The 2,052-nt window shown below is 74.3% G+C and carries 1 protein-coding gene and 1 pseudogene; both read right to left on the bottom strand.

Annotated elements, in window-relative coordinates; translation table 11 throughout:
* Positions 1-1,683, bottom strand: a pseudogene (locus IJH84_RS24890) (ATP-binding protein); the annotation flags it as partial.
* On the bottom strand, positions 1,680-2,052 hold a 373-nt coding region (locus tag IJH84_RS24885; protein WP_295149705.1), incomplete at its 5' end, for a DUF3027 domain-containing protein. The pseudogene IJH84_RS24890 and the gene IJH84_RS24885, both read right to left, overlap by 4 nt.

Here is a 2,052-nt window from a genome sequence, read left to right as displayed (position 1 = left end):
CTGGGCTTCGGCGACGCTGCCGCGCACCGCCTCGGCCAGCGGGGCGGAGTTGAGCAATTCCGCAGGCCCGGCCCGGTGCGCGCCGAGCTGCTCCAGCAGCGGGTGGGCCGCGTCCGGATGCGCGATGCGCAGCCCCGTTATGTCCAGAGTGGACAGCACGGCGGCGGGGCCGGTGTCCGAGTCGCCTTCGCTGAGCAGCACGTCCCGGACGCCGGTGACGGTGCGGCCGTCGGCCAGCGGGACCGGCAGCGCCGCGAACTCCTCCCGCGCGTTGAGGTCGGTGCGCTGTATCGGAGCGAGCGCTTCGTAGAGCCGGTACCACCAGGAGGCGGGGCGTTCCAGCCCGCGAACCGCCTCCACGACGTCGGCCGCACCCAGCCGCGGCACCTCCAGCGTGCTCAGCGCGCGGCGCTGCGAAGCATCGGAGAGCTCGGAGGCGAGCAGGCCGGGCACGACGTCGGAGAGCAGCCGCACCAGTTCCGGCGAGTAGTAGTCCAGCACCACGGCCCCGTGCGGAGCCACCGCGCCACCGGCCCCGCCGGGCAGCCATTCGGTCACCCGCAACCGGTCCAGCACGCCCTGCCGCAGCTTGTCGTCCACATCGGACAGCGGGAAGCCGGGCAGCGGCACCAGTGCGGGGCGGTGCTGCGCGGCGATCTTCAGCACCAGGTCCGGATAGCTCTCCGCGGCGAACGTCAGCACCGAGTCCGTCGCGTGCGCTGCCGCGGCACGGCGCCGGTCGGCCTCCAGCGGCACGCCTGCCAGCAGCCGGGCGGGCAGCGACAGCCGCTCCTCGGTGGGCGTCGGGGCGTGCAGCACGTCCTCGGCCAGCGGGTTCGGCACATCGTCGGGGTCCAGCGGCACCGCCCAGCAGGCCCACCAGTCCGCGCCGCGCCGGGCTTCCGCGCCGAGACCTTCCAGCGCGGACTCCCCCAGCCGTCCGGAAACGCGGTGCAGCAACCAGCGGTCGATGCTGTGCGGGCTGCGCACGACCACCCGCGAAGCGCCCTCGTCCGCGCGGCGCCAGGACTGCGCGCCGACCCGCACCTCGCGCAGCGCGGGCAGCGCAAGCAGCAGGTCCGAGGCGTGCTCGGCGAACCCGGCCAGCAGCGCATCACCGTCCACATCGGACCGGAGTGGCAGCCGGACCTCGGTGTCGAACCCCTCCGGCGGCTGCTCCTGCGTCGGCCACACCAGCCGCAGCACCGGGACCGAGCCCTCCCGGGCTTCGAGCTCCTCGGCCGGTCCGGGCAGCTGCGCCGCTTCCTGCCTGGTGCGCTGCGCGGAGAAGCCGATCGATCCGGAAACCGACGCCACGCGGGGCTCGTCGGTGATCGCCAGCACGGCGGCGAACCCCACGCCGAACCGGCCGACCGTCGCGCCGTCGCGCTTGGCCGAGGCACGCAACGAAGCCAGCGCCTCCACACCTGCAGCACTCAGCGCAGCTCCGGTGTTCGCGATCCGCAGCTCACCGGACTCCAGCCGGACCCAGAGCACACCGTCGGAACCGGCCGCGTCCGCCGCGGTCTGCGCCAGCTCCACCAGCAGCCGGTCGCGGTAACCACCGAGCCGGAGGTCTTCCTCGGCGTTGGCGTCCTCGCGGAACCTCGTCGGGGAAGACTCCCAGGACCCGAGCACGGCCCGCCGCAGCCCGGCCGTGCCGAACACGTCGGGACCGTTCACCCGCGCGACTCGAAGTCCAGCGTGGTGTCGTCGTAGACGACCTCGGCCACCGGCACCGTCGACGAGGTGTCCACCTCGGCCTCGGAATGCGCACCGCAGCCGAACTCCACGTGCACCACGCGGCCGTCGGCGGGCGCGATCTCGTTGCCGCACACGCCGAACGCGGCCTGCAGCGGTCCGGCCAGCGACAGGAAGAACCCGCAGGTCCCGCACGCGCCGGGCGCCATCTTCGCGGTCTCGCTGTTGGGACCGAAATCGCCTGCGAGCCAGCGCTCCGCGGCGGCGAGCCTGCCCTCGTCGCTGAGCACCCGCGTGCGCCAGAGGCCCACCTCGTGCGCGAGGTCCTGCACCGCCTGGTCCCCGCCGGAG

This window comes from Saccharopolyspora sp., from assembly GCF_017434145.1.
Lineage (GTDB): Bacteria > Actinomycetota > Actinomycetes > Mycobacteriales > Pseudonocardiaceae > Saccharopolyspora_C > Saccharopolyspora_C galaxeae.
This window is presented reverse-complemented; position numbering and strand designations above follow the sequence as displayed.